This is a genomic window from Streptacidiphilus fuscans (assembly GCF_015690355.1).
Taxonomy (GTDB): Bacteria; Actinomycetota; Actinomycetes; order Streptomycetales; family Streptomycetaceae; genus Streptacidiphilus; species Streptacidiphilus fuscans.
In genome coordinates, this window is record NZ_JADPRT010000003.1 from 412,308 (window position 1) to 430,477 (window position 18,170).

An 18,170-nucleotide genomic window follows, 5' to 3' on the forward strand; every position below is an offset into this window, starting at 1 on the left:
TTGTTCACGGTGTGTGACAGGGAGGGAGGCGCGTCCGCGCTGGAACACGTGTTTTCGGGGTGTTCCGGCAGGTCGGAAGCCCGTCCCTGAGAGCCTCCCTGTGACGTGTTGTCACAGTTCAGGGCAGGGAGGGGGGTTCAGGGAGGCGGGGAGGGAAAACTCCCTGCCTCCCTGCGTGCCTCCCTCTACTCAGCGTCACTTTCCGGGGCGTCGTCGTCCCGTCGTGCGAGCGCTGCGAGGACCTTGGCGCGGGTGACGACCATCTGTCCGTCGCTCTTGTGCGGGGCCGCGCCGACGCTCTCCAGGAGCTGCTTCAAGTCCTGGGGAGACCACGCCCGGTAGAAGCCGGGGTTCAGGTCGGCGAGCCGCTGGAGCACCTCGCGGGTCAGCATCCGGGGTGCGTCGCCGAGCACCTGGGCGACGTCGGCGAGCGGGTCCACCTCTTCGGTGTCCTTCTCCGTCGCGGCGCGGGTGGTGACGGCGGTGCGCTCGGCCTTGGCCCGGTCGGTGATCTCGATCGCTTCCGCGTCGGGGATGTAGTGCGTCCGCACCGTGATCGAGGACTGCCCCGGTGCCAGCTTGATCCCGTCACCCGTGACGACCAGCGTGCCCTTGTCCAGCCCCTGGCGCAGCAGGTGCGGGGCGGCGCCGCCGTTCACGGCCTTGTCGCCCAGCGCCATGCGGGCCTGTGCCTCCGTGCCGACCACGAGGGAGGCGCGGATGTGCGCGCCCTCGCGGACCAGCTTGGGCAGGTTCTGGTCGGTGGGGTCTTGGGTGCCCTGCCACAGCAGCACGTTCACCACACGGCCCTGATTGTGGATCTTCCGGGCGGCCATGAAGTACCGGGACGTGGCCTTGGTCCCGCCGTAGGGGCGCTTGTCCGCACCGACGACCGGGCACATGAACGCGACCTGTGCTTCGTCCACGATGCCGATCAGCGGCGGGAACACGGTTCCGGCCGGGGCCTGGATGCGGCGCTCCATCTCTTCGACCAGCTCTTCGAGCATCTCGGTCGCGTCGATGACGTGGTCATCGGTCGGCCCCTGGATGAGCACGGTGGCCAGGCCGTCGAACATGCCCCAGTCGCCCACACCCTTCAGGTCGGCGATCCGGAACTCGACCGTGGGGTCGAGCGCCAGCCACAAGGCCAGTGACCGCAGGGACACGGTCTTGCCCTGGTTGGACAGGCCCGTGACCAGCAGGTGCCGCTGGAACAGGCTGATCAGGGCGGCGTCGCCGCGCAGGTCCTGACCCCACGGCGCGCGGCCGGTCTTGTAGTTCGCGGTCGCGGTGGCGTCGGTGACCAGCGGGGACGGGCCGATCGGTTGGTCCAGCGCGCCGGAGTCGGCGATCCACAGCCGCACCGTGCGGGCGGCCTGCGGGATCGTGATGAACACCTCGTGCTCGTGCCGGTTCAGGTTCTCCGCGAGCTTGCGGCGCTTGTTCTGCACCTCCACCGTCGTCACCCCGGTGGGGAGCTGGACGTCGACTTCGACGCCGCACCCGGCGATGGTGATCGGTCCGAGCATGCCTGCCCCGGCGTCGCCCATCTCCAAGATGGCCTTCCGCAGCGGGGCGATGCCCAGGTCCCGCAGCGCCAGGACCACGGAGGACGGGGTGATCGGCTCACCGTCGCCGCCGTTGTTGGTGGGCAGGGCCCAGGAGGGGGCGGCCTGCCGCTTGCGCCCGGCGTTCCAGCAGGCCAGCAGCGCTATTGCGGGTGCCACGGTGAGCATCGGGCTCCACACGACGGAGGCGATGTACACGACCATGGTGGCCAGGTGGATCGCGAACATGGCCGGGGCGATGGTCTCGCCGACGTGGTGGGTGCTGATGGCCATCGCGATGCCGAGCGCGAGCAGCCCTGCGGCGGTGGCGAGCGTGCCGACCAGCAGGCTCTTCGCGAGCCGGACGGGTGCGGTGATCAGGTCCATGCGGCGCTGGTGGCGGGCGGAGCGGAACGCGGCGGCGCGCTGCTCCCACTCCATCGCGACTTCCGGCTGACCGGCCGCTTCGGCGGCGCGCATCATCCGTTCGTAGCGGGCCGTGGTGCGGGACTCCCACCCGCGCCGGGCCAGGATGCCAGCACCAGCGGTGGCGAACATTCCGTGCCGCACGGTGAACCGGGCAGCAGCCGCGGTGCGCTCATGCGTCGCGACCCGGCGCGTCAGTTGAGCAGCCCGCAGCAGGCGCGGGGGCAGGGTGCCCCGGATTCGTGCCGGCCGAATCGTCGCCCGCGTGCTGGCCTCGGTCGGAGCGTCCGGGGCGGGGAGGGTGGTCTTGGTGAGCAGGTCGGGGAACGGCAGGACCGCACCCCCGACGGTGTCGGGCACGGCGTCTTCGACAACCGTCGTGCCGTGCTGGTCGTTCAGCGGATCGTGGTTCACTTCAAGTCCTTCCAAGCTCATCGGGAGGACCCAGGGCGCACCGGATGCTGTCCAGGCGGGTGCGCCCCGGGCTGACGTGCTCAGGCGGCGAGAGTCGCTGTGTCGTGGCAGGCCACGCAGGTGCCGAGCGAGAGCGGGATCACGTAGCCGACATCCCGTCGGCAGGTGGGGCAGGTGCGCCGGGCCCGCATCGCGGCAGCAAGAGCCGTGCGCTTGGCCGGGGTCATCGGCCGGACCGGCTTGGCCAGGTCCACGCGGTACAGGTACGCGCACCGGACGCCGCCCCGGGTCTTGCGGGAGCGCCACAGGATCTGCGCGGCCACGGGCTGACCTGCCGGACGCAGGTCACAGGCCCGGAGCTGACGGCGCGTCGCGTACCCCTCCGGGGCGAGCCGGAACGGATACGTAGGGATACCGAACCGGGCCCCGGTCGGGTCGTAGAACCTCACGCCGCGCCCTCATCCGCGTCCGGGTCGTCGGCGGGCTCGGGGACGGAGTGGAGCTGGGGGCGGGCGGCGCGCTCTGCCTTGAGTGCGTCCCGCAGCGTCCGTGCCTTCGCGGCCGACGTGTGCAGCCCGGCCCGCAGCCGGTCGGCAGTGAGCTGGTCGTCCGACCAGTCGGCCGACAGCTCCCGGGCTTCGGTGAGGAGTTCGTCCGGTGTGCGGGTCGGGCGCTTGGCCCTAGCGGCGACCGGAACCGCTCCGGTCGACCGACGCGGACGGGACGCAGGAGTCGATGGCTCCGGTGCCTCGGTCGGCTCCGGAGTCGGCTCGGGCCGCGCCGTAGCGGGCGCGGTGTCGACCGAGGGAAGTGGGTCGGGGTCGGCCAACTTGCCCAGGTCAGACCCCGACCGATTTGTCAGTGTCTGTGCCGATGCAGCAGATTCGGGCTTGTGGTGCAGCACCTTCGCGACCAGATCCGACCCGAAGAAGATGGAGCCGACCGGCAGCGACGTGGCCAGGAGCACCAGCGCCCAGTTGGCGGGGGCCCAGTCGGCCAACCCGACCCGGCCGCCCGACTGGATCGCGGGCACCAACCCGTGCACGTAGTTCAGCACCAGCGAGGCGACCGTGTACCCGGCCAGCACCCGAAGCGAGAACTTGCGATCCCTGCCCTCGGGCAGGATCAGCGCGGCGATCAGTGCCAGCGCCATCAGCCCGTCCACCACCAGTGGATAGACATCGGCGGCGACCGTGTCCGCGCCGATCGCGTGGGCCACGTCCCGCAGTGCGTGCCACGAGACGCGGAACGCCATGCCGACCACGGCCAGCAGGCCGAGCACCAGCGTGACCTTGGGCCACCGGTTCATCCGCGCGGCCCCCCGATCAACGCGTGGAGCACGACCAGCACCAGCAGGTACGCACCCGCCGCCCCCGCCAAAGCGGGGATGCCGAAGCGGTGGAACTCCCACAGCACCGCGCCCGCAGCGGTCCAGGCGGCGAGCTTGGCGAACGGCCGGTCCCCCGGAGTCCGCCCGCGCTGGGGGATGACGTAGATCTGCTGACGGCGCTTCATGCCGCGACCCCCGTTCGGAAGGCCCGACGGCGGACCGGAATCGGGTGGCGCAGCGGGATCGGGGCCTGCCGCATCAGCAACTGCGCGTACGCGGCCAACTCCGGGTCCTCGTCGGCCAGGTCCGGCAGCATGTCGCGCGCCGCGTCCAGCCGGGCGGCACGCTCGGTCTCGCTCTCGCCCGGGACACCGGCGAAGAGCTGGTGCTCGACACCGAGCGCGAGCTCGGTGAACTCGAACGTGTCGAAGGCCTCGTGGCCTGCAACCATGTACTTCACGGGTCTGCCTCGCTTCGTAGCAGGGAGGCGACACGTGCAGGGGCGACTGCTGTCCGGCCAAGGAAGCAGCAGTCGCCCCGACGCATGTGTCGTGACCACTCGCCAACCGAGTAGCCATGACCCCCGATGCCCCCGCCGAAGCGGGGCACATCGAGGACCAAAGACACTCGTTTGATCAAGCCGACCCCACGTGAGTGGAGTCGGCGCGTCGTCCATCAAGGCGGACGACGATCCCTCGGACTGACAAGGCGCCGGAACCTCAGCCCGCTCTGTCCCGGGCTCCTGATCGTGCATTCGTGCAGGTCAGAGCAGCCCCATGCAGGGCCATTCGCCGCTGTCCTAGGACTGCGCCGCGCTCTGAGAAGACAATGCACCCGCAGTCCCAGGACTGTCAACAGTCCTGGGACTGTGCTTCACTTGTTGCTGGCGAGAGGAGCCCATACACATGGCACCGAAGTGGCGGGACTTGGCCGACAAGCTGGCCGCACGCATCCGGCGCGGTGAATACGCGCCGGGTGACCCCCTGCCGACCATCCGAGAACTCGTTGAAGCAGGCGAGGGCTCCAAGAGCACTGTTCACGAGGCCTATAAGGCCCTGGAGCGCGAAGGGCTGGTCGTCTCGTCCCGTGGCCATGGGACTGTCGTTCGCCCGAGGACGCCCCTGAAGCGCATCGGCATCGAGCGCTACGACAAGGCGAAGTGGCGTGATGGGGATGAGGTCGCATTCATCGCCGACCGCGTCTCGTCCGGGCGGCCCTATCGCCGAGACGAGCAGACGCAGACGGTCAGCCGCGTTGCTGCCCCGCCGCTCGTGGCGGAGGCTTACGGGCTTCCTGCCGAAGCTCAGGTCTACGCCCGGGCCCGGCTGGTCAAGGAAGGCAAGCAGCCGACGCACACCCTGACCAGCTACTACCGCCCCGAGATCGTTGAGGGCACACGCATCGTCGACCCGACGCCCGGTCCGGCCGGCCGAGGCGGAGGGTTCCGCGTTCTCTTCGATGCCGGGTACGAGATCGACCACATGCGAGAGGAGATCTTCGCGCGCACACCCACGCCGGAAGAGGCGAAGACGCTCCAGCTGCCTGCGGGCGAGCCGGTAGTGGAGCTGCACAGGTTTACGTACACGGCTGATGGGACCCTGGTGGAGGTTGCGATTGGCGTGCATGCCGCCACGCGCTTCGCATGGGTCTACGACTTCAAGGTCCCCGACACGGCGAGCAACGAAGAGGAGTCCGTGTGATCTCGGAGCAGTCCTGGGCGGACGCTCAACTGATCTGGGACTTCCACCAGATGCACCACGAGGTCCGCCCTTGTGACGTCGTGATCGGCTTGGGCAGTCACGATCTGGGCGTGGCGGATACGGCAGCGGATCTCTTTGAGCGCGGAATGGCTCCGCTCATCGTCTTCACTGGCGGCAACAGCCCCACGACGCGGGAGCGCATGCCGAGAGGGGAAGCCACGCACTACCTGGAGCGGGCTCTTGAGCTTGGCGTCCCGCGAGGCGCCGTGCTGGTGGAGCCGCATGCCGCGAACACCGCCGAGAACTTCCGCTTCTCTCGGGCCGTGCTTGAGGAGGCCGGGGTCAAGGTGTCGTCTGCCCTGCTGGTAACCAAGCCGTATGAGGAGAAGCGCGCCTACGCGACTGCCTGCAAGGAATGGCCAGAGGTCGAGTTCTTCTGCGCGTCCACGTCGATGACCCTGGAGAGCTACGCGAACTCGATCGGCGACGCGCGCATGGTCATCGACATGCTGGTCGGAGCGCTCCAGCGCTTGCGGATCTATCCGGATCAGGGCTTCATGATCCGCATGCCGGTCCCGGATGACGTCGTCGCTGCCTACCAGAGACTCTGCCGCGAGGGCTTCACCCGTCGCCTTGTCCCTGGGTACGCAGAAACAGCGTGATCAACATTGCCGATCGCTCCCCACCCGAGCTTGGCATGAGATGAGATTGAAGGACGCTCGTCAAAGAGGAGGCAGTGGTGCCCGTACCGCCTGAGCAAATCCTCGTTCCCAGGGATCCGATCAGCTCCGTTTGGAGCACTCGATGGCAGCTCATGTGCCCTGCCTGTGGGTCAGACGGGGTCGAGAACATGGACTACAAGCCGGACCATGAGGTCGCGACGGTCCACCCCGATCGAGACGAGTACGACAGTCCCATCGGTACGCGCGGGGGCTACGTGCGGGTGGACCTCGAATGTACTCAGGGCCATGGCTTCGCCTTCATCATCGGGAACCACAAGGGTGCGGAGTTCGTGGGCGTCGTCGCGCGTACCGAGCCGTCGTGACCAGCCCGAGGCTGGCAGTCGTTGCCTGACCGGCACTGGCGTACGCCCAACCTCCACGCCAACAGTGGCGAACGATGACGAACGGCGGCGGTGCCCAGCGCACGGGTGACCCCTATATCCAGGCGCTTCATCTGGGGCGAGTCGCCCCAGAGATCACCTGATAAGGAAGAGGCCACAGGTTCAAGTCCTGTTAGGCCCACCGCGTAGATGCCCCGGACGGGATTCCCGTCCGGGGCATCGTGCTGTTTCGGGCAGGGGCCCCTCGGGATCGCTTCGTGCACGTGGTACCGGAGCGACGGGGTGGTGTCATGCGTCCGGACGGGGGACTCGCGCTCGTGTCGGCCGCCGGTTCCGGGTGTGGAGTGCGTCGCTGGGATAGCGGCGCTCCGGTGCTGCAGTCCCTGTTGTCGAGGTCTGGAGTGCCTGTGCTGCCGTCTGCTTCTCTGCCGCTGAAGGCCCTGAAACTGCTCCTGCTCACGCTGTGCTCGCTGGCCCTGCTGGCGACGTTCGTGCCGCAGGCTCATGCCGAGTCCGTGCGGGCGGTCACCGCGCAGGAGAGCAGGACCGCAGTGGACTGGGACAGGATCGCGCGGTGCGAGAGCGGCGGTGACTGGGCGACCAACACCGGCAACGGGTACTACGGCGGGCTGCAGTTCAACCAGGCGACCTGGCGGGCCAACGGCGGCCTCGCCTACGCGCCCCGCGCCGACCTCGCGGCCAAGGACCAGCAGATCACCATCGCCAACCACCTCGCGGTTCGGCGCGGCCTGGAGCCGTGGCCCGTCTGCGGCCCCCTTGGCGGACACGCGGGCCGACCGCACCACACGGTGCAGGGCGACCAGGGCGACCAGGGCTACCACGGGACCCACGGCGACCAGGGCTTGCCAGGAGTCCAGAACATCCAGGGCGCCCAGCACGGCGGAGCGTGGACGGGTGGAGTGTGGACGGTTCGGTCCGGCCAGACCCTGGCCGGCATCGCTGCGGCGACCCACATCGCCGGCGGCTGGCCCGCGCTCTTCGACCTCAACCGGCACACGGTCGGCGGCAACCCCGACCGGATCAGGCCCGGAGAGGTCCTGCGGCTGCACCGGTGATCCGGGCCGCCCCTCTCGGGAGGACGGGAGCGGCGTGGGGAGCAGGGCTAAACGGGCCGACCGGGGCCCGGATATGACCCGCAGTCGGCCGACGAGGCCATAGTCATGCCTGGCTTTGTACGGCGGGGTGTAGCATCGCGGCAAGGACGTCATCGAGGAAGTCGAGGTCTCGCGGTGAAGAAGCTTCTGCTGGTTGTTCTGGCCGCTCTGGGCGGGTACTTCGTTTACCGCCAGGTGCAGGCGGACCGCGCCGAGCAGGACCTGTGGACCGAGGCCACCGACCCGATCCCGGCCGGCTCCCGCTGAGCCGAGCATTCAGCCTGGTCGGCCCGGCGCGGTCGGCCCGCTGGGAGTGATCGTGGTGGTCCGTGCTGCCGCGCGGAGCGGGTACGCTTGTGCGCGGCAGTTCGCGGGGCCTTAGCTCAGTTGGTAGAGCGCCGTCTTTGCATGGCGGATGTCAGGGGTTCGACTCCCCTAGGCTCCACAGACGACGACATGGCTCCCGCCCGTGGTGACACGGGCGGGAGCCATGTGTCTTGTGCGCGCCGGTGCCAAGATCGCCAACTGTCACACGCGTGACAGTTGGCGATCTTGTTCGGCAGTCGGCCGCCGGCGGCGTCAGTGCTTGGGGCGCTGGTCCTTGCTGCCCTTCGCCGCGCCCGCCTCGTCGCCCTGGTCGCCCTTCTCGCCACCCTCGGCCTCCTTGGCGGCGACCTCCGGGTCGAGCGGCAGCGAGCCGTCGACCGTCGAGCTGGCGCTGGAGCCGCCGGGCTGCGGGCCGGTCTCCCGGAGCGGGATCGGGGTGGTGGGCGGTTCCACCAGCCAATCCGGGTTGCTCTGCTTCTGGTACCACTTCCAGGCCGCCAGACCGCCACCGGCCATGGCGCCCAGGGCCAGGAGGGTGATTCCGCGGCGAAGCCAGCGGCCCCGGCGCGCGTTCGCGCGGGCGTGGGCGGCGGTCAGCGCCTCGATCTCCGCCAGCGACACCTCGCCACGCACCACCGGCAGCGCGGCGGCGGAACGGTCGTGGACCTCGTGGACGGCCGTCTGGGCCGCCGGAAGGATCTGGTCGAGGGCCACGGCCCGTGCCTGCCGTGCGGCGGCACGAGCCCGCCCTGCGGCCTTGCCGACGGTGTTGCCGGCGTCCACCACGGGTGCGGGGACGTTGGCCCGTGCCTGCTCCCACAGCGGGACCACCTGTCCCTGCACGGTGCCCTGGGCCGCCAGGCGGGCGTGCTCGACCGCTGAGCCGATGACCGGAGCGAGCCTGTGCCGGGCCTCGTCGGCGTACTGCGCTGCGGTGTCCTTGGCGCTCACGGCGTATGGCGTGAGCTGCTCACGAGTGCGACTGGCTGCCTCGCGAGCTGCGTCGATCCGGCTCACCGGAACCTCCTCCTGGGGCGTCCTGCTGGGGCGTCCTGTTCCTCGCGTTCATCACGTTCATCAGGTTCATCGCGTTTGTCACATCTGCCGCGTATCCACCCAATCAAAGAGCATGCCCCGCGAATCGCGCCCAGGCGCGCTGAACGGCGGGAAAAGCCGTGGCAATCTCCTCGGGCGGCCCCCGGCCTGCCCCCTGCCGGTCCCGCTTTGGGAGGTCGTGCACAGCCCGTGCGAGGATTCGTCCCGTCAGAAGTCGGAAGCACGGAAGGCACATCGTGGCCCAGGAACTGTTCGCCACCCTCCACACCAACCACGGGGACATCGTGGTCAAGCTCTTCCAGTTCCATGCCCCCAAGACGGTGGCGAACTTCGTCGAGCTGGCCGAGGGCAGCCGCGAGTGGACCCACCCGGGCACCGGCGCCAAGACCACCGACAAGCTCTACGACGGGACGATCTTCCACCGGGTGATCTCCGGCTTCATGATCCAGGGCGGCGACCCGCTGGGGATCGGCGTGGGCGGCCCGGGCTACGAGTTCGGCGACGAGATCCACCCCGAGCTGAGCTTCGACCGTCCCTACCTGCTGGCCATGGCCAACGCCGGTCCGGGCACCAACGGCTCGCAGTTCTTCGTCACGGTCGCCCCGACCACCTGGCTGAACCGCAAGCACACCATCTTCGGCGAGGTCGCGGACGACGCCTCCAAGCGGGTCGTGGACGCCGTCGCCGCACTGCCGACCGGCCGCAACGACCGCCCGGCCGAGGACGTCGTCATCGAGTCGGTGGAGATCACCCGCAGCTGACGCCCACCGCCGGCGTCCACCACTGACGTCCAGCCCGGGATCCGGATTAACGGGATTCACAGGGTCGGCTCTCATGGCCCAGTCCCCGCGTGAGGGAGACTGGGCCTTGTCGCGTTCGTCGTCCACAGCAGGTGCCCAGTCTGTGGCCCAATCCCAGCGAGGACCTTCAGTCGTGAGCGCTTATCCCGGAGGAGAGTCGACGGTCATGCTGCCGGACTGCTATCGGCATCCCGGGCGCGAGACCGGTGTGCACTGCTCGCGCTGCGAGAAGCCGGTCTGCCCCGAGTGCCGGGTGGACGCGGCGGTCGGATTCCACTGTCTCGACTGCGCGAACCAGTCCCGTGCCTCGGTACGGACCACCGCGCCGCGCACCCAGTACGGCGGCCGGGTCGCCCGGGACGGCGCGCTCGTCACCAAGCTGATCATCGCCGTCAACGTGGTGGTCTGGCTGCTCGCCTTCACCGGCGGGGACGCCTTCGTCTCGCGTTGGATCCTGCAGGGCGACGCCGTGGCCACCAGCGGCGAGTGGTACCGGGTGATCACCTCGATCTTCCTGCACCAGCAGATCCTGCACATCGCCCTGAACATGTGGTCGCTGTGGGTGCTCGGGCCGTACGTGGAGCAGGCGCTGGGGCGTCTGCGCTACCTCACGCTCTACCTGCTGGCCGGGCTCGGCGGCTCGGCGCTGGTGATGCTGCTGGCGCCGGCGGAGCCGGTGCTGGGGGCGTCCGGGGCGATCTTCGGTCTGTTCGGCGCGGTGATCGTGATCCACCGGCACCGGGGCTACCAGCTCGGGCCGATCATGGCGGTGCTGCTGGTCAACCTGGTCGCCACGTTCACGATCAGCGGCATCGCCTGGCAGGCGCACATCGGCGGCCTGGTCGTCGGCGGCCTGATCGCCGCGGGCTACGCCTACGCCCCGGCGGTCCGCCGCAACGCCGTGCAGGCCGCCGTGGTGGTGGCCGCCGCGCTGCTGGTGGCCGGGGTCAGCCTGGTCGCAGTCACGCAGATCACTGGATGAGCCAGATCACCGGCTGAAGCCACCTCGTCGCACCGGGTTTTCACCGGGTTTTCCACAGGCAGAACGAAGAGGCCCGCACACCTGTGCGGGCCTCTTTCGTGTGACCTTCGCTACGCGTGTCCACCTGCGGACCGTTCCGCAACCGCCGAGTGGGGGAGCGGTGTGCCGGATCAAGTTATCCACAGATAGTCAGGGTTTTTCCCCAGTGTGGACAGCCCTGTGGATAATGCCGCAGGAGACGTGGATGACGGCGGCTGCGCCGCTACTTCCACTGGGTCGAGACGGCGAATCCCCCGGCGATGAAGCCGAAGCCGACGACGATGTTCCAGTTGCCCAGCGCACTGATCGGGTACGCGGCACTGGTCACGTAGTAGAGGACGATCCACACCAGCCCGACCAGGAAAAGCCCCAGCATCAGCGGTGCGATGTAGCCGCGACCGGACTTCAGCTTGACCGGTGTCGCGGTCTGGGTCGGCGGGGTGTAGTCCGACTTCTTGCGGATGCGTGACTTCGGCACGAGAAGGGCTCCCGGAGACTGTGGGCCAACAGCAGGTGCGGCAGCTTCGAGCAGGCACCCGGCCGGATCGAGCTGGACCGGGCACCGCACACTACGCCAGCGTCCGTTAGCGTAGTGGCTCCAGGAGTCAGAAGGAGATAAGGGTACGTGTCTGATTCCCGAGAAGTTCCGCCGCTGCCGCAAAATCCTTCCGAAGAGGGAACCGAGGCGGTAGCCGCCCCGAAGCCGCGCCGGAAGCGATATGTCGGGCGTGCCCTGAGCTGTCTGGTCTTCGGCCTGGCCGGCTTTCTCTGCTACGCCGGTGCCCACGCCTCGCACGGCACCGACCTCCGCAACGACAACACCCTCCTGCGCCTGTCCGACCTGATAGAGCAGCGCAGCCAGCAGAACGCGCAGGCGGACGCCTCGCTCGCGGCGCTGCGCGCCCAGATCGACCAGCTCGCCCAGCAGCACGCCCAGAACCCCGCCGACGCCGCCAAGCTGGCGGCGCTGGAGAAGGCCGCCGGTCTCGACCCGCTCGCCGGCGCCGGGCTCACCGTCACGCTCGACGACGCACCGCCGGACGCCACCGCGCGGATCCCCGGGGTTCCCCAGCCGCAGCCCGACGACCTGGTCATCCACCAGCAGGACCTGCAGGCCGTGGTCAACGCGCTGTGGCGGGGCGGCGCGACCGGGGTCCAGGTCCAGGACCAGCGGCTGATCTCCACCAGCGCGGTGCGCTGCGTCGGCAACCAGCTGATCCTGCAGGGCCGGGTCTACTCCCCGCCGTACGTGATCAAGGCGGTCGGATCGCCGCAGGCGCTGCTCACCGCGCTGAACGGGGACACCTATATCCAGACGTACCTGCAGTACGTGGCCGCGTACGGGCTCGGGTGGAAAGTCGATCAGTCGAAGGCGATGACTCTTCCCGCCTACTCGGGCACAGTGGACCTCCAAAACGCCACGGCGGGGAAGTAGGGAACAGGCCCTGTGCCCGCTGCGGCCGGAGGGGTGCCGTAGGGGAGGGCCTGGACGTGGGACGCGTCATCGGCCGGACGCTGGTCGAACTGTGCATCACCGTGGGCGCGCTCATCGTGCTGCTCACCTGCTATCTGCTGTTCTGGACCGACATCTCCGCGAACAACGCCATGGCCGGTGAGCTCAGCCAGCTCCAGCAGCAGTGGAGTTCGGCGCAGGCCGCGTCGTCCGGTCAGGGGTCGGGGCAGCCGACGGACCAGCCGACGGTGGCGGCGTCGGGGACGACGCCGAGCCCCGCGCCCTCCCCGTCGCTGACGGCCTATCCGCCGGGCCAGGCCTTCGCCGTCCTCTACATCCCGCGGATGGGCGCGGACTGGAAGAAGCCGATCATCGAGGGTGTGGCCGAGACCGACCTGCAGAAGGGCATCGGCCACTACACCGGCACCGCGGAGCCGGGCCAGCCGGGCAACTTCGCGCTGGCCGGGCACCGGCGGACGTGGGGCAACCCGTTCAACGACTTCCCGCTGCTGCGGCCGGGGGACAAGATCTTCATCGACGACGGCCACTACTGGTACGTCTACGTCCTGGACCGGGAGCCGTTCCGGACCCTGCCGACCGACATCCACGTGCTGGACCCGGTCCCGCCGGAGTCCGGATACACCACGCCGGGCTCGTATCTGACGCTCACCACCTGTGACCCGGCGTGGGGCCACAGCCACCGGCTGATCGAGTGGGGGCACCTGGTCTCCACCACCCCGGTCTCCCAGGGCCCGCCGCCCGGGGTGAACGCGTGAACGGCGCGGACCCGTGAACGGAGTGGACGCGTGAAGCGGGCACCTGAATGGCGTGGACGCGTGAACGGGGAGTTCGTACAGGTGTTGGGGACCGCTGCGGGTGAGCGGGGCCGCTCTACCACCTCGGCTGTGAATCGTCCGAGGCTTGGAGCGATCCGACCGGCTGCGGGAAGGCCGACGGATAATCTGGTGCGGACGGAGCGAACAGTGACGGACAGGCACAGCGGACGGGAGTGAGGTCGGTCGATGTACGGCTTTCTGTGGCGCAAGCTGCCCGGCAGCACACCCCTGCGCGCACTGCAGTGCCTGCTGCTCTTCCTCGCGGCTGTCTTCGTGCTGTTCCAGTTCGTCTTCCCGAAGCTGGAGCCGCTGCTCCCCTTCGGTGACGTGACAGTCAACGGCACCGGATCCGGGACGGGCACGAGCAGTACCGCGCCGCCCTCCCCCGGCCCGTCCGCGTCCACCCTCAACGGCGCGCCCCGCATCCCGGTCGTGGGCCCGGCCCTGAACCAGCACCAGAAGCACGGAGTCGCAGCCTGATGACCGCCGCCCGGATCTCCCCGCTCGACCGTCCCGCCCGGATCCTGGTCGTCGACAACTACGACAGCTTCGTCTTCAACCTGGTCCAGTACCTGTACCAGCTGGGCGCGGAGTGCGAGGTGCTGCGCAACGACGAGGTCGACGTCGCCTCGGTGACCCGCGAGGCCTACGACGGTGTGCTGCTCTCCCCCGGCCCCGGCACGCCGGAGGAGGCCGGGGTCTGCGTCGAGATGGTGCACCACTGCGCCGGGATCGGCCTGCCGGTGTTCGGCGTCTGCCTCGGGCTCCAGTCGATCGCGGTCGCCTACGGCGCGGTGGTCGGCCGGGCGCCGGAGCTGCTGCACGGCAAGACCTCGCCGGTCAGCCACGAGGACGGCGGCGTCTTTGCCGGGCTCGCCTCGCCGCTGACGGCGACCCGCTACCACTCGCTGGCCGTCGACCGGGACACCGTTCCGGCGGAGCTGCACGTCACCGCGTGGACCGACAGCGGCATCATCATGGGCCTGAAGCACCGTGAACTCCCGGTCGAGGGCGTCCAGTTCCACCCGGAGTCGGTGCTCACCGAGGGCGGCCACCGGATGCTCGCCAACTGGCTGGCGGCCTGCGGCGACGCCGAGGCCGTGGCCCGATCGGCCGGGCTGGCCCCGGTGATCGGCCGGGCGGCGGTCGCGTGACCGCGCTGCGCCCGGAGTTCGGGGCGCAGAACGAGTACGGCGACGAGCCCGGTGCGGATCCCGCCGTGCCCGCGTACGACCCGGCGGACGTGGAGAGTTGGGCGCTCGACGAGTCGACCCTGCAACTGCGCGTCCCGCCTGCGGCACCCGCAGGAAGCCCCACAGGAGGTCTCGGAGCAGGTCCCGGGGGCAGGACGGGGTCGCGCTCCGGCGGCAGGGCGGCCCGGCGGCGCGCGGAGAAGCGGCGCAAGGACGGACCGGGCATCATCGCGGTCCGCGTCTTCGGCGAGATGATGATCACCTTCGGCGCGGTGATGATCCTCTTCGTGGTCTACCAGCTGTGGTGGACCAACGTGCGGGCGGACGACTACGCCCACGCGCAGGAGTCGACGCTGCAGCAGCAGTGGGGCGGACAGTCCGGCTCCGGCACGCATCCGGCGTATCCGTCGTCGTTCCCGTTCGGGACCAAGTTCGCGATCATCTACATCCCCAAGCTGGACGTGGAGACGCCGATCGCGGAGGGCACCGACAAGCAGTCGATCCTCGACAACGGCATGGTCGGCCACTACACCGGCGCTCAGGAGACGGCGTTCCCGTGGGACGCCACCGGCAACTTCGCCCTGGCCGGTCACCGCAACACGCACGGTGAGCCGTTCCGCTACATCCCGAGGCTGGTCCCGGGGGACAAGATCGTCGTCGAGACCGCGTACGACTGGTACACCTACGAGGTCACCAGCCAGCTGCCGCAGACCTCGCCGGACAACGTCGGTGTCATCGCCCCGGTCCCGCCGCAGAGCGGCTTCACCAAGCCGGGCCGCTACATCACGCTGACGACGTGCACGCCGGAGTTCACCTCCACCTACCGGATGGCGGTCTGGGGACGGATGATCCAGGACCTGCCCAAGAGCGAGGGCGTCAAGCCCGCTGCCCTGAACGGCGGTTGAGCCGCACCCGCAGGTGGGGTCGTTCAGGCGGAGCGGAGCCGCCACACGGTCGTGTGCTTGACGTCCGCGTCCTCCAGTTCGCGTTGGACCGGCACCGGGTAGTCGGCCAGCGCGTCGAACTCGGTACGCGGCAGGTAGGCGCGGCCCGGGTCGCCGACCAGGGCGGTCGTGCCCAGCGGCCGGGCCCGCTGGAGGAAGGCCAACACCCGTGTGGCCATGGTGCGTTCGTAGAACGCGTCGCCCACCAGGATCACGTCGAGCCCGCCGAGCTGTGCGGCCAGCGCCGCCGGGTCGGCGTCCAGGACGTCACCCAGGGTCGGGCCGACGGCCACGTCGTTGGCGGCCGCGTTGAGGGCCAGGGCGGTCAGGGCCAGCGGGTCGATCTCGCTGACCGCCACGCTCGCCGCGCCCGCGCGCAGAGCGGCGACGGCGACGAGGCCGGAGCCGGAGGCGAGGTCGAGCACCCGGCGGCCCGCGACGGTGTCCGGGTGGTCCAGGACGTGCCGGGCCAGCGCCAGTCCGCCGGCCCAGGCCTGGGCCCAGAAGGGCGGTGGGGGATTGCTGGTCCCGCCGGCGGACTCGGTCTCCGACCACAGGTCGAAGACCTGGTCGGCGAGGTGCAGCCGCACCTCGGGGACGAAGGGGTTGGCCGACAGTCGGGTGTGGGTCCGGATCAGGTCCGCCATGGTGCTCAGGCTCACGCTCACGGCGCCAAGTCTGGTGATCCGTCAAGGCGGTGACAAGCCGTAGGCAAGGCAGTGACAAGGCGGCGGTGAGCCGGCGGCAAGGCGGCGGCACAGCGGAAGGCGGGACGAAGGAGCGCCCGGGGACCAGACGGTCCCCGGGCGCTCCTTCGGTGTCGCTCTGCGTGGCGTCAGCCGCCCGGCCACCCGCCGAAGGGGTTGCCGGTGTTGCCGTTGCCGTTTCCGTTGTTACCCGGTCCCCCCGTGGGGTTTCCGGTGTCGGTAGGGTTTGGCGACGGCGCTCCGGACGGGCTCTGCGACGCCGGGGCGGTCCAGTACTGGACCTGGGTGCCGGGAGCCACGGGGGTTCCCGCCGCGACCGACTGGCGCGAGACCGTGCCGGGCGCGTACTGAGTCGGCTGCGTGTCGTCGCCCTGCGGGGCCGGGACCAGGCCCAGCTTGGTGAGCGCCGCCTGGGCGTCCGCCGGGGCGAGCCCGAGCAGGCTCGGGACCTGCGCCTGCGGCTGGCCGGAGGAGACCACCAGGTTGATGACGGTGCCCTTGGCCTGTGCTCCGGTCGGCGAGTAGGAGATCACGCTGCCGCTCGGAACCGTCGCGCTGGCCGCGGAGCTCTGCTGTCCGATCTGGAAACCGGCGTTCTGCAGCGCGGTGGTCGCCTGCTGGACCGTCATGTTCGCGACGTTCGGCACGCCGTCGGTGATCGGTCCGCTGCTCAGCTGGACCGTGATGGTCCCGCCGGACTGGACGGTCTGACCGGCGGCCGGGTTCTGCTTGCAGATCTTGTTCGTGTCCGCGGTGCCCGTGTCGCAGGCGATGGCAGGGCCCTTGACCAGCTTGATGTTGTTGCCGAGGTTGGTGATCTGGCCCTGGGCCGTCGCGTAGTCCTCGCCGACCAATGAGGGCACGCTGGCGGTGGTGTTGTTGGATCCGGTGCCGAACATCGACTTCGCCACGAAGAACGAGCCGAGCAGCACCAGCACCGCCGCCACGACCAGCATGATCACCGAGGTGTTGCGGCTCCTGCCGTTGCCGTTCCCGGCGCGCCTGCGGTCCGAGCGGCTGCTGTAGCCGTCGTCGTCGTAGCCGCCGGGCTCGTAGCCGTCGCCGCCCGCGTCGTAACCGCCGCCGACGCCGGGCAGGATGCTGGTCGCACCCGCCTGGCCGCCGGAGCCGCCCGGCTGGGCCGGCATGGCCATGGTCCGGCCGTCGGCGGCGCCGTAGCCGCCCATGCCGAGTGCCATGGTCGGCGCCGAGGCAGCCGCCACCGGCAGGCCGTCGAGGGCGCGCTCGATGTCCGCGCGCATCTCGTCGGCCGACTGGTAGCGGACGTCGCGGTCCTTGGCGAGCGCCTTCATCACGATGGCGTCGTACTCGGGCCGGAGCTCCGGGTCGAAGACCGAGGGCGGCTGGGCCTCCTCACGGACGTGCTGGTACGCCACCGCGACCGGCGAGTCGCCGACGAACGGCGGGCGCAGCGTCAGCAGCTCGTAGAGCAGACAGCCGGTCGAGTACAGGTCGGTCCGCGCGTCCACCTGCTCGCCCTTGGCCTGCTCCGGGGAGAGGTACTGGGCGGTTCCGATCACCGCTGCGGTCTGGGTCATGGTCATCCCGGCGTCGCCCATGGCGCGGGCGATGCCGAAGTCCATCACCTTGACCTGGCCCGTGCGCGTCAGCATGACGTTCGCGGGCTTGATGTCGCGGTGGACGATGCCGTTGCGGTGCGAGTACTCCAGCGCCTGGAGGATGCCGATGCACATCTCCATGGCCCGCTCCGGCAGCAGCCGGCGGCCGCTGTGGAGCAGCTCGCGCAGCGTGGAGCCGTCGACGTACTCCATCACGATGTACGGGATGGAGATGCCGTCGATGTAGTCCTCGCCCGTGTCGTAGACCGCCACGATCGAAGGGTGGTTCAACGAGGCCGCAGACTGGGCCTCGCGGCGGAACCGGGCCTGGAACGACGGGTCGCGGGCCATGTCGGTCCGCAGCGTCTTGACAGCGACGGCGCGTCCGAGCCGGATGTCGTGGCCGATGTAGACCTCGGCCATGCCGCCGCGTCCGAGAACGCCGCCCAGCTCGTACCGGCCGCCGAGGCGACGCGGTTCTTCCATGGTTCGAGCCCTCTCCCTCTCCAGTCTGCCCAGCCCGGCTTCGTATCGATGGCGCAGTCGGACAGACCGCTGCTGGCGGATACGCTACCGGGCTCGGAAGTCAAAGCGGGCCCACCGAGCGACCTGATACAAGACTGGAATACGTCTGCGCTGGACGAATGCGGCAAACGTG

21 protein-coding genes and 1 tRNA gene are annotated in these 18,170 nt (G+C 69.8%); 13 read left to right on the forward strand and 9 right to left on the reverse strand.

Annotated features, from left to right (window positions below):
• Positions 1-185: 185 nt before the first annotated feature.
• The 5 genes from I2501_RS09025 to I2501_RS09045 all read right to left on the reverse strand — a co-directional run bounded on the left by I2501_RS09025 (position 186) and on the right by I2501_RS09045 (position 4,168).
• Positions 186-2,228, reverse strand: a complete 2,043-nt coding sequence (locus tag I2501_RS09025; RefSeq protein ID WP_408022721.1) for an FtsK/SpoIIIE domain-containing protein — start codon at positions 2,226-2,228, stop codon at positions 186-188.
• Positions 2,229-2,467: 239 nt separating this feature from the next.
• Positions 2,468-2,836: an RRQRL motif-containing zinc-binding protein gene (locus I2501_RS09030; RefSeq protein ID WP_196193339.1), complete on the reverse strand. Its 369-nt coding sequence runs from the start codon at positions 2,834-2,836 to the stop codon at positions 2,468-2,470.
• Positions 2,833-3,696, reverse strand: a complete 864-nt coding sequence (locus I2501_RS09035) for a DUF2637 domain-containing protein (protein ID WP_196193340.1) — start codon at positions 3,694-3,696, stop codon at positions 2,833-2,835. Before I2501_RS09035 ends, I2501_RS09030 begins: the two co-directional genes overlap by 4 nt.
• On the reverse strand, positions 3,693-3,902 hold the full coding sequence (locus I2501_RS09040; protein ID WP_196193341.1) for a hypothetical protein: 210 nt from the start codon (positions 3,900-3,902) through the stop codon (positions 3,693-3,695). The genes I2501_RS09035 and I2501_RS09040 overlap by 4 nt, the downstream gene beginning before the upstream one ends.
• Positions 3,899-4,168 carry a hypothetical protein gene (locus I2501_RS09045; RefSeq protein ID WP_215909470.1) on the reverse strand — a complete coding sequence of 90 codons (270 nt, stop codon included), beginning with the start codon at positions 4,166-4,168 and terminating at the stop codon, positions 3,899-3,901. Before I2501_RS09045 ends, I2501_RS09040 begins: the two co-directional genes overlap by 4 nt.
• 454 nt (positions 4,169-4,622) lie before the next feature.
• Between I2501_RS09045 and I2501_RS09050 the strand changes: the two genes are divergently transcribed.
• From I2501_RS09050 to I2501_RS09075, 6 genes are all read left to right on the forward strand, one after another.
• Positions 4,623-5,417 carry a GntR family transcriptional regulator gene (locus I2501_RS09050; RefSeq protein WP_196193343.1) on the forward strand — a complete coding sequence of 265 codons (795 nt, stop codon included), beginning with the start codon at positions 4,623-4,625 and terminating at the stop codon, positions 5,415-5,417.
• A complete protein-coding gene (locus tag I2501_RS09055; protein ID WP_196193344.1) occupies positions 5,414-6,079 on the forward strand; it encodes a YdcF family protein in 666 nt (221 codons plus the stop codon). Before I2501_RS09050 ends, I2501_RS09055 begins: the two co-directional genes overlap by 4 nt.
• Positions 6,080-6,267: 188 nt before the next feature.
• Positions 6,268-6,462, forward strand: coding sequence for a hypothetical protein (locus tag I2501_RS09060; RefSeq protein ID WP_196193345.1), 195 nt, complete (start codon positions 6,268-6,270; stop codon positions 6,460-6,462).
• Between the two features lie 425 nt (positions 6,463-6,887).
• Positions 6,888-7,556, forward strand: a complete 669-nt coding sequence (locus tag I2501_RS40540) for a LysM peptidoglycan-binding domain-containing protein (RefSeq protein WP_328806282.1) — start codon at positions 6,888-6,890, stop codon at positions 7,554-7,556.
• Between the two features lie 174 nt (positions 7,557-7,730).
• A complete protein-coding gene (locus I2501_RS39145; RefSeq protein WP_328806283.1) occupies positions 7,731-7,862 on the forward strand; it encodes a DLW-39 family protein in 132 nt (43 codons plus the stop codon).
• Positions 7,863-7,967: 105 nt separating this feature from the next.
• Positions 7,968-8,040, forward strand: a tRNA-Ala gene (locus I2501_RS09075).
• A 134-nt stretch (positions 8,041-8,174) separates the two neighbouring features.
• Here the strand turns inward: I2501_RS09075 and I2501_RS09080 are convergent.
• On the reverse strand, positions 8,175-8,939 hold the full coding sequence (locus tag I2501_RS09080; RefSeq protein WP_196193348.1) for a DUF5324 family protein: 765 nt from the start codon (positions 8,937-8,939) through the stop codon (positions 8,175-8,177).
• A gap of 275 nt (positions 8,940-9,214) precedes the next feature.
• Here I2501_RS09080 and I2501_RS09085 point away from each other — a divergent pair, with 275 nt between their 5' ends.
• A complete protein-coding gene (locus I2501_RS09085) occupies positions 9,215-9,739 on the forward strand; it encodes a peptidylprolyl isomerase (protein WP_196193349.1) in 525 nt (174 codons plus the stop codon).
• Between the two features lie 172 nt (positions 9,740-9,911).
• Positions 9,912-10,760 carry a rhomboid family intramembrane serine protease gene (locus I2501_RS09090; protein ID WP_328806284.1) on the forward strand — a complete coding sequence of 283 codons (849 nt, stop codon included), beginning with the start codon at positions 9,912-9,914 and terminating at the stop codon, positions 10,758-10,760.
• A 262-nt stretch (positions 10,761-11,022) separates the two neighbouring features.
• Here the strand turns inward: I2501_RS09090 and crgA are convergent, their stop codons facing one another.
• Positions 11,023-11,277 (reverse strand): cell division protein CrgA, encoded by a 255-nt coding sequence (gene crgA / locus I2501_RS09095; protein ID WP_196193350.1) that lies wholly within the window; start codon positions 11,275-11,277, stop codon positions 11,023-11,025.
• Between the two features lie 255 nt (positions 11,278-11,532).
• On the opposite strand from crgA, the gene I2501_RS09100 reads away from it, so the two are divergent.
• The 5 genes from I2501_RS09100 to I2501_RS09120 all read left to right on the forward strand — a co-directional run bounded on the left by I2501_RS09100 (position 11,533) and on the right by I2501_RS09120 (position 15,186).
• Positions 11,533-12,234: a DUF881 domain-containing protein gene (locus I2501_RS09100; protein ID WP_236046097.1), complete on the forward strand. Its 702-nt coding sequence runs from the start codon at positions 11,533-11,535 to the stop codon at positions 12,232-12,234.
• Positions 12,235-12,290: 56 nt separating this feature from the next.
• Complete coding sequence (locus tag I2501_RS09105; protein ID WP_328806285.1) at positions 12,291-13,028, forward strand: class E sortase; 738 nt, start codon at positions 12,291-12,293, stop codon at positions 13,026-13,028.
• A 246-nt stretch (positions 13,029-13,274) separates the two neighbouring features.
• A complete protein-coding gene (locus I2501_RS09110; protein ID WP_196193672.1) occupies positions 13,275-13,568 on the forward strand; it encodes a hypothetical protein in 294 nt (97 codons plus the stop codon).
• Positions 13,568-14,242, forward strand: a complete 675-nt coding sequence (locus tag I2501_RS09115) for an aminodeoxychorismate/anthranilate synthase component II (protein ID WP_196193351.1) — start codon at positions 13,568-13,570, stop codon at positions 14,240-14,242. Before I2501_RS09110 ends, I2501_RS09115 begins: the two co-directional genes overlap by 1 nt.
• Complete coding sequence (locus I2501_RS09120) at positions 14,239-15,186, forward strand: class E sortase (RefSeq protein ID WP_328806286.1); 948 nt, start codon at positions 14,239-14,241, stop codon at positions 15,184-15,186. Before I2501_RS09115 ends, I2501_RS09120 begins: the two co-directional genes overlap by 4 nt.
• Before the next feature lie 23 nt (positions 15,187-15,209).
• Here the strand turns inward: I2501_RS09120 and I2501_RS09125 are convergent, their stop codons facing one another.
• A complete protein-coding gene (locus I2501_RS09125) occupies positions 15,210-15,893 on the reverse strand; it encodes a class I SAM-dependent methyltransferase (protein ID WP_328806287.1) in 684 nt (227 codons plus the stop codon).
• A gap of 167 nt (positions 15,894-16,060) precedes the next feature.
• Positions 16,061-17,998 (reverse strand): Stk1 family PASTA domain-containing Ser/Thr kinase, encoded by a 1,938-nt coding sequence (pknB, locus tag I2501_RS09130; RefSeq protein ID WP_196193352.1) that lies wholly within the window; start codon positions 17,996-17,998, stop codon positions 16,061-16,063.
• Positions 17,999-18,170 lie beyond the last annotated feature (172 nt).